General features: G+C 70.4%; 6 protein-coding genes. 5 read left to right on the forward strand and 1 reads right to left on the reverse strand.

The window, feature by feature from the left end; all coding sequences use genetic code 11:
• Positions 1-111: 111 nt before the first annotated feature.
• From AB0C28_RS42265 to AB0C28_RS42285, 5 genes are all read left to right on the forward strand, one after another.
• Positions 112-3,126, forward strand: a complete 3,015-nt coding sequence (locus tag AB0C28_RS42265; protein WP_358081203.1) for a BTAD domain-containing putative transcriptional regulator — start codon at positions 112-114, stop codon at positions 3,124-3,126.
• An 87-nt stretch (positions 3,127-3,213) separates the two neighbouring features.
• Positions 3,214-3,888 carry a M15 family metallopeptidase gene (locus AB0C28_RS42270; RefSeq protein WP_358081206.1) on the forward strand — a complete coding sequence of 225 codons (675 nt, stop codon included), beginning with the start codon at positions 3,214-3,216 and terminating at the stop codon, positions 3,886-3,888.
• Between the two features lie 150 nt (positions 3,889-4,038).
• A complete protein-coding gene (gene nhaC, locus AB0C28_RS42275; RefSeq protein ID WP_358081209.1) occupies positions 4,039-5,556 on the forward strand; it encodes a Na+/H+ antiporter NhaC in 1,518 nt (505 codons plus the stop codon).
• Positions 5,549-6,994 carry a basic amino acid/polyamine antiporter gene (locus AB0C28_RS42280; protein ID WP_358081212.1) on the forward strand — a complete coding sequence of 482 codons (1,446 nt, stop codon included), beginning with the start codon at positions 5,549-5,551 and terminating at the stop codon, positions 6,992-6,994. Before nhaC ends, AB0C28_RS42280 begins: the two co-directional genes overlap by 8 nt.
• A gap of 36 nt (positions 6,995-7,030) precedes the next feature.
• On the forward strand, positions 7,031-8,290 hold the full coding sequence (locus tag AB0C28_RS42285; RefSeq protein WP_357862152.1) for an arginine deiminase: 1,260 nt from the start codon (positions 7,031-7,033) through the stop codon (positions 8,288-8,290).
• A gap of 36 nt (positions 8,291-8,326) precedes the next feature.
• Here the strand turns inward: AB0C28_RS42285 and AB0C28_RS42290 are convergent.
• A partial coding sequence (locus tag AB0C28_RS42290; RefSeq protein ID WP_358081214.1) for a hypothetical protein occupies positions 8,327-8,686 on the reverse strand: 360 nt, incomplete at its 5' end.

Genomic DNA, 8,686 nt, shown 5'->3' on the forward strand with positions numbered 1-8,686 from the left:
ACCCGGCACAGGCCGGGTCCTTCGCGCTGTCCGGCGCCGCCTCTGGAAAGCCTCACCGCCCTGCCCATAGGGTTTGGTTCAAGGTCCGCCGAACCCTGTGGGGGGAAACCGATGGAGTTCCGGCTCCTGGGTCCGGTCGAGGTGTGGCACGACGGGCGGCAGGTCGCTCTCGGGGGCCCCAAGCCGCGCGCTCTGCTCGCCACCCTGCTCCTCGACGCCGGCCGCGCGGTCGGCGTCGAGCGGCTGATGGAGGCGATCTGGCAGGAGAACCCGCCGCCCACTGCGCGTGGCGTGCTGCAGACCTATGTCGCCTCGCTGCGCCGGGCCTTCGACGGCGCGGGCCTGCCGGAGATCATCGCCTCGCACCGCGTCGGCTACCTGGCCCAGATCCCACCCGACGCCCTGGACAAGGACGTCTTCGAGCGGCTCGTGGAGCAGGGACGGCAGGCGGCGCGCACGGGAGGCCACCAGGAGGCGGCCGGCCTCTTCCGTACGGCGCTGGCCCTGTGGCGGGGCCCGGCCCTGGGCGGGACCGGTGACACCGGCCTGCGCCCGGACGCCATCAGGCTGGAGGAGTTGCGGCTCGCGGTGCTCGAAGAGCGGATCGCGGCCGACCTGGCGGCCGGCGGGGTCGAGGGGCTGATCGACGAGCTCACCCGGCTGGTCGCGGTCCATCCCATCAGGGAGCGGCTGCGCCGGGACCTCATGGTGGCGCTCTATCGGGCCGGCCGGCAGGCGGACGCGCTCACGATCTACCAGCAGGGCCGGCGGGCGCTGATCGAGGAGCTGGGCATCGAGCCGGGGCCGGACCTGCGGCGTACGTACGAGGCGATCCTGCACTCCGACCCCGCGCTGCTGGGCGCGGCCAGAACCGTCGCGCCCCGGCAACTGCCCTCCGCGCCCCCCGACTTCACCGCGCGCGAGGAGGAGCTGGCCGCCTTACGCGACCGGCTCACCAGGCCGAACACCACGCCGGTCTGCGTGATCTGCGGGCAGGGCGGCATCGGCAAGTCCGCCCTGGCGCTGCATGCCGGACACGAGCTGGCGCGCTTCTACCCCGACGGCCAGCTCCACGTGCAACTACGCGGTACGACGCACACCCCGGCCAACCCGGCGGAGATCCTGGGCCGCCTCCTGCGCGAACTCCAGCCACCCGGCACGCAGCTCCCCTCCACCCTGGAAGAACGCGTCAACCACTACCGGACCCTGCTGGCCGGCCGGCGCAAGCTGATCGTGCTGGACGACGCCGGCTCCGAGGCGCAGGTACGACCCCTGCTGCCCAGTGGTCCCGGCTGCGGCGTGATCATCACCTCCCGCAACCGCCTGGCGGGACTGGACGGCGCCACCCTCATCGACCTGGGCGTCCTGCCTCCCGAGGCCAGCGTCGAGCTGCTGGCCCAGATCGCCGGACAGGAGCGGATCACCGTCGACCTCGACGCGGCCCGGCACATCGTCGTGCGCTGCGGTGGCCTGCCCCTCGCTCTGCGCATCGCCGGCGCCCGGCTGGCCTCACGACGTCAATGGTCGGCCCGGCGCCTGGCCGACCGGCTGGAAGACGAACAGCACCGGCTCGACGAACTGGCCGCAGGAGACCAGGAAGTGCGGGCCAGCATCGCGCTCAGCTACGCCATGCTGCCCGACGCGGAGAAGACGGCGCTGCGCCGGCTCGGGCTGCTCGGCCTGCCCGGCTTCCCTCTCTGGGTCGCCGCGACGGCGCTGGAGACCGGCCCGCGCCAGGCCGAGCAGCTGCTGGAGCATCTCGTGGACGCCTCGCTGCTGGAGGAGGCGGACGTGGACGCGGCTGGCCAGGCCCGTTACCGGCTGCACGACCTGATCCGGCTGTTCGCCACCGAACGCGCGCACGCGGAGGAGCCGGCGGAGGAGCTGACGGCCACGGTCGGCAGGGTCCTGGGCGGCTGGTTGTGGCTGATCGAGCGGCTGAGCCAGGCCGCCCCCACCGGGGCGATCCCCATGCGCGCCGCGCCCGGCCTGGCCCGTCCGGTGGACGACGAGGCCACCAGGCCGGCGCTGGCCGATCCGCACGCCTGGTTCCGCAGCGAGGAAGAGGCCCTGATCGCCAGCGTGGAGCTGGCGGCGGCCATGGAACTGGACGAACTGGCCATCCAGCTCGCCTGCGCCGTCTCGGCGGCGGCGTTCGAAGGCAGCCAGTACATCTTCGACGACCCGTTCGCGGCCTGGCGCCGGATGAACGACGCGGCGCTCTCGGTCGCCAGGCGGATGGACAACGTCCCGGGCGAGGCGGCCCTGCTGGCCGGCTTGGGCCACCTCTACTATGCGCGGGACTCCTTCGCCGAATCCCGCCAGTATCTCGGCCAGGCACTGTCGCTGTTCCGTACCGCCAAGGACGTCCGGGGGGAGGCGACCACCCTCGCCGGGCTCGGCGAGGCCTGCCGCGAGCAGGGATATCTCGCCGAGTCCCTGCACTTCCTCGCTCAGGCAGGGACGCTCCTGCACGACCTCGCCGACACGGCGGCCCTGGCGCACGTCAAACGGCTGTCGGGCACGGTACGCCTGGAACGCGGGGACTATCCGGCGGCCTGGGCGGATCTGACCGCTTCGCTGGAGCTCTACCAGCAGGTGGGCAACCGCCGCGGCGCCGGGCTGACCCTGCGCAGCATCTCCCTGTACCACCGGGCCAGGGGCGAGCACGACAAGGCCGCGGAGCTGTGCGAGCAGGCGCTGGAGATCTTCCGTCCGCTCGGCGACCGGCTGATGGTGGCCTACTGCACCCGTTCGCTGGCCAAGGCGTGGCTCCGGCTCGGCAAGCACGACCAAGCGCGGCAACCGCTGGAAGACGTGCTCGCCACCATGCGCGCCCTGCAGGATCGCTGGGGCGAGGCCTGCACCCTGCGCACGCTCGGTGAGCTCGACCTGGCCGAGGGGCGGCTGTACGAGGCCAAGAGCCGGCTGGAGGAATCACTGGGGCTGTGGGAGACGCTGCGGATCCGCCCCTTCCAGGCCCGTACCCAGCGTGACCTGGCGCTGGTGCACCGGGCGTTCGGCGACGACGTCACCGCCGAGGCCATCTGGTCGCAGGCGCTGGAGACGTTCCGATTACACGGCTGCCGTGAGTACGACGAGCTGCTGAAGGACAAGCCCTACTGATCGTTTGCAGCGTTTTTGGAGCAGACCGCCGCACCATGGCGTTGACGTCTCAGGTCAGAGCGTCCATGGCCGGCAACGGAGGGCTCCATGCGGGAGATCGTGTTCCTGTCCGATTCGCGGATCGCCGAGGTCCCCGTCAAGGAATGTGCGGAACCACTGGTGGATCTGCGTACCTTGGAGGCCGTCCGGGTGGATCCGCGCCTCGCCGACGAGGCGAGTGCGTACGCGCACGTCCGGCAGAGCGTGGCCGACCGCCTGGTCGTCGCGCAGACGCGACTGCCGCGCGAGCTGCGCTTCCTGATCATCGAGGGCTTCCGCCCCGCCGCCCTGCAGCGGCGCTACTTCGCCTCGGCCGTCACCCGCCAGCGGGCCGCGCATCCGGACTGGGACGACGCCCGCGCCCGGATCGAGGCGAGCAGGTACGTCTCTCCGCCCGAAGTCGCCCCCCACTCCACCGGCGGCGCGGTCGATCTGACCCTGCGCACTTCCGGCGGCGTCGAGCTGGACATGGGCACGGCGGTCAACGCCACACCTCCGGAGAGCGACGAGAACTGCTACACCGACGCGCCCGACATTTCACCCGAGGCCAGGAGTAACCGCCGCATCATGGGCGACGCCCTGATTTCCGCCGGCTTCGTCAACTACCCCACGGAGTGGTGGCACTGGTCCTTCGGCGAGCGCTACTGGGCGTTCATCACGCAGGCCCGCTATGCCCGCTACGGCATCGTCGAGGACCTGACGGCCGACATAGAACGAACTTGACCTGCCGCGAACCTTGCCGCCACGGCCGTTGGGGTAGATCGCCCAGCATGTCCCACGGTGTCCCCGTGGACACGATCGGTGAACGCACCACCCGGGTGAGACCGGCGGACGGCGAGAGGCGAGGACGGCGGGCACGCCGGCGACAAGGCGATGAGCGACAGCACAGAAGGCGATACGCGGCAGGACACGGGCAGGTCGGTGCGCCCGCCGTCGGCGGCCGATCTGGTGATTGTTCTGGGCACGCTGGTGGTGCTGATCGGCGGGTCGCTGGCGCTGTTCGGTCTGGACGCGCTCGACGGGCCGATCCAGGTGGCGCTGGTGCTGTGCGCGATGGTCGCGATGCTGGTGGTGCTGAAGAACGGCAACCGCTGGGAGGAGGTCGAGGCCAGCGGGCAGCGCGCGCTGTCGTCGATCACCAGCGCGGTTTTCATCCTGCTGGCGGTGGGCGCCCTGATCGGCACGTGGAACATGTCAGGGACGATCCCGACCCTGGTGTACTACGGGATCCAGGTGCTGTCGCCGGGCTGGTACTACGCCGCCGCCGCGCTGCTCTGCGGCATCGTGGCGATGTCGATCGGCAGCTCGTGGACCACGGCCGCGACGATCGGCGTCGGGCTGGTGGGCATCGCGACCATGCTGGGGGTGTCGGCGCCGATCACCGCCGGCGCGGTGATCTCGGGCGCGTACCTGGGGGACAAACTGTCCCCGTTGTCGGAGACCACGGTGCTGACCGCGCAGATGGTCCGGGTCGACGTCTATGAGCACATCAAGCGGCAGGCCTGGACCTCGATCCCGGCGTTCCTGATCGGCTTCGTGCTGTTCCTGCTGATCGGCTGGGTGTGGGGGCCGGCCGCGACCGACCTGGGCGACACCGGCAGCGAGCTGAACGCTCTGGGCGACATCTACTGGATCACGCCGCTGAACCTGCTGCCGCTGGTGTTGCTGGTCGTGCTGTCGGCGCGCAAGGTGCCGCCGGCGCTGGCGCTGATGGCGGCGGCGGTCTTCGCCGGGATCATGGGGATCCTCACCCAGCCCGCGGTGATCCGCGCGTTCGTCGGCGAGCCCGGGCTGAATCCGGTCGTGGCCGGGATCAAGGCGATCTGGCGGGCGATGGCCAACGGGTACGTGAAGAGCTCCGGCCTGGCGGACGTGGACCGGCTGCTGTCACGCGGTGGGATGGACAGCATGCTGCCGACGCTGTGGCTGATCATCGGCGCGGTCACGTTCGGCACTCTGCTGGAGGAGTTCGGGCTGCTCAACCGGCTGATCGACCCGATGGTGCGGGCGGCCAAGGGCACCGGCCGGCTGTTCGTGGCGGTGTTCGCCAGCGCGTTCGGGCTCAACATCATCGCCGGTGACCAGTACATCGCGCTGGTGCTGCCTGCGCGGGTGTACCGGGCCGAGTTCGCCAAGCGCGGCCTGGCGCCGACGAACCTGTCGCGGCTGACCGCCGACAGCGGCACGGTCACCTCACCGCTGGTGCCGTGGAACTCCTGCGGCGCGTTCATGGGCGCGGTGCTGGGCGTGCCGACGCTGGCCTACCTGCCGTTCTGCTTCTTCAACATCGCCAGTCCACTGCTCAGCGTCGTGTACGGGTTCACCGGCTTCAGGATCGAACACGTACCTCCGGAAGGCCGGCGCGAGGACGGGAGGCCGCACGATGGATGAGACCGCGACGAAGACCGGAGCCACGCGCGCGGTGTCGCTGCCCGTCCTGACCGCGATGGTGGTCGGATCCATGGTCGGCGCCGGGGTGTTCTCTTTGCCGCGCAACTTCGCCCAGGCGACCGGTGTGCTGGGCGCGGTCATCGCCTGGGTGATCGCCGGGGTGGGCATGCTGATGCTGGCCTTCGTGTTCCAGAGCCTGGCGGTGCGCAAGCCCGACCTCAACGCCGGCGTGTACGCCTACGCCAAGGAGGGCTTCGGCCAGTACCCCGGGTTCTTCTCCGCCTTCGGCTACTGGGCCAGTGCCTGCGTCGGCAACGTCACCTACTGGGTGCTGATCAAGTCCACCCTCGGCCTGGTGGTGCCGGCCTTCGGCGAAGGCGCGACGATCGCGGCGGTGGTGATCTCCACGGCCGGAGTGTGGGCCTTCCACTTCGTCATCCTGCGCGGCGTACGGGAGGCGGCCAAGATCAACCAGATCGTCACGGTCGCCAAGCTCATACCGATCCTGCTGTTCGTCGTGATCGTGGCCGTCGCGCTGCGCGCGGACGTCTTCGGCGCGAACCTGTGGGGCGGCACGGGGGACTCCGCCGGGACCTTGTTCGACCAGATCCGGGCGACGATGCTGGTGACCGTCTTCGTGTTCCTGGGCGTGGAAGGGGCCAGCGTCTACTCGCGCTACGCCCGCCGCCGCGCCGACGTCGGCCGGGCCACCGTGCTGGGCTTCCTGGCCGTGCTGGCGCTGTTCGCCTCGGTGAGCATCCTGTCCTACGGCGTGCTGCCCAAGGACGACCTGGCCGGGCTGCGCCAGCCCTCCATGGGCGGTGTGCTGGAGTCCGTCGTCGGCGCCTGGGGCGCGGGGCTCATCGGGGTCGGGCTGATCGTGTCGGTGCTGGGCGCGTACCTGGCCTGGACGCTGATGGCGGCCGAGGTGCTGTTCGTGGCCGCCAAGGACGACGACATGCCGGCCTTCCTCACCCGCGAGAACGACCGGAACACCCCGGTCGCGGCCCTGGTGATGACCAGCGCCCTGATCACCGCCGTGCTGTTCATCACCCTGTTCTCCGACGACGCCTTCACCTTCACCCTGGAGCTGACCAGCGCGTTGTCGCTGATCCCTTATCTGCTGGCGGCCGGGTACGCGCTGCGCCTGACGCTGAGCGGCGAGACGTACGACGCCGAGCCGGGCGGACGGGGCAAGGATCTGGCGGTCGCGGCGCTGGCCACCTTCTACACCGCCTTCCTCATCGTCGCGGCCGGGCTGAAGTTCCTGCTGCTGTCGTGCATCGTCTACGCCCCCGGCACCATCCTGTTCGTCCTCACCCGCAGGGAACGCGGCCTGCGTCCCTTCTCCGGTCCCGAACTGCTCCTGTTCGCCGTCGTCACCGCCGGAGCCCTCCTCGGCATCGCCGGCCTGGTCACCGGCCGCATCACGATCTAGACCCGCCCGCAGCACAGCAAGGAAGGATGAGCGACCGTGACCGATCAGCCCTACGGGGTGCACTCCGAGGTGGGCACCCTGCGCAAGGTCATCGTCCACCGGCCGGACCTGAGCCTGCGCCGGCTCACCCCGTCCAACAACGACGAGCTGCTCTTCGACGACATCCTGTGGGTGGAGCAGGCGCAGGCCGAGCACGACGCCTTCGTGCAGGTGATGCGCGAGCGCGGGATCGAGGTCTACTACCACCACGAGCTGCTCGCCCAGGCCCTGGACGCCGGTTTCGAGGCCAAGCAGCACGCCGTCGAGCACGCCGTCACCCATCTCACCGTCGGCCCGGCCCTCGTGGACAGCGTGCGCGAGACCCTGGCCGGGTGGCGGGGGGACAAGCTGGCCAGGCACCTCATCGGGGGCCTGACCAAGGAGGAGTTCGGGGTGGCGGAGCTGGACGGCCACTCGTTGGTGGCCGCCTCCTGCCACCCGCGCGAGTTCATCCTGCCCGCGCTGCCCAACTCGCTCTACCAGCGCGACCCCGCGGCCTGGCTGTACGGCGGCGTGTCGCTCAACCCGATGTACTTCCACGTCCGGCTGCTGGAGACGATGAACCAGTCCACCATCTACCACCACCATCCCATGTTCGCCGGCGAGGACTTCGCCTACTGGTACCCGTACGCGGGCGAGGACGACCGCTTCGACGAGGAGTCCTACGGCAACGCCGCCATGGAGGGCGGCGACATGATGCCCATCGGCAACGCCACGGTGGCGATCGGGATCAGCGAGCGCACCAACCCGCGCACCATCGAGCACCTGGCCCTGTCGCTCTTCGCCGCGGGGGCCGCCGAGCGGGTGATCGCCATCGAGGTGCCCAAGGCCCGCTCGTACATGCACCTGGACACCGTCTTCACCTTCCTGGACGCCGACAAGGCCAGCGCGTACCCGCCGTTCCTGGAGGCCGCGGTCGCCTTCAGCCTGCGGCCGGGCGACAAGAGCGGCACCCTGGACGTCCACCGGGAGCCGGGCCTGCGCCAGGCCCTTCAGGACGCGCTGCGCATCTCACGCCTGGACATCGTGCCCACGGGCGGCGACGACTACCAGCAGGCCCGCGAGCAATGGGACTCGGGCAACAACTTCTTCGCCCTGGCCCCGGGCGTGGTGGTCGGCTACCACAAGAACCAGTTCACCAACCGCAAGCTGCGCGAGCACGGTGTGGAGGTCATCGAGATCGAGGGCTTCGAACTCGGCAAGGGCCGCGGCGGCACCCACTGCATGACCTGCCCCATCCAACGGGACGCCGTCTGAACGCCGCGGCCGATCATCACGCCGTACGCGCTTCCATCAGGCTTCCGCGGCCTTCCGCGTCAGTGCCGCCTCGCGTTCGAGTGAGATGTCGCGAAGGAGTGCGGTGTCCTGGTAGAACGAGCGCTTCTTGGTGATTTTGCCGTGCACCACGTCGACCAGTTCGAGCACGGTCATCCGCCACGGGTTGCCGTGCAGGTCGGTGCCGCTGTTGGTGGCGACTACGACGACGCGGGCAGGGCCGTCGGCGATGAGTTCGTCGATGGTGATGGCTGAGAGGTCCAGTCCGGTCAGCTCGTGCATTCGGTGCCGGGCCGGGCCGATGGCGGCTCCCCGGTGGACGCCGCTGTCGGGGTGGCCCCAGTTGAGCTCGATCTCCTGCTCGTCGGTCAGCTCCTT

The sequence above is a fragment of the Nonomuraea sp. NPDC048892 genome, assembly GCF_040649735.1.
GTDB lineage: Bacteria > Actinomycetota > Actinomycetes > Streptosporangiales > Streptosporangiaceae > Nonomuraea > Nonomuraea maheshkhaliensis.

Excerpts from the sequence above, each read along its gene's own strand:
- AB0C28_RS42280 (WP_358081212.1), top strand. The coding sequence starts at position 5,549 with ATGGATGAGACCGCGACGAAGACCGGAGCCACGCGCGCGGTGTCGCTG.
- nhaC (WP_358081209.1), top strand. The coding sequence starts at position 4,039 with ATGAGCGACAGCACAGAAGGCGATACGCGGCAGGACACGGGCAGGTCG.
- AB0C28_RS42265 (WP_358081203.1), top strand. The coding sequence starts at position 112 with ATGGAGTTCCGGCTCCTGGGTCCGGTCGAGGTGTGGCACGACGGGCGG.
- AB0C28_RS42270 (WP_358081206.1), top strand. The coding sequence starts at position 3,214 with ATGCGGGAGATCGTGTTCCTGTCCGATTCGCGGATCGCCGAGGTCCCC.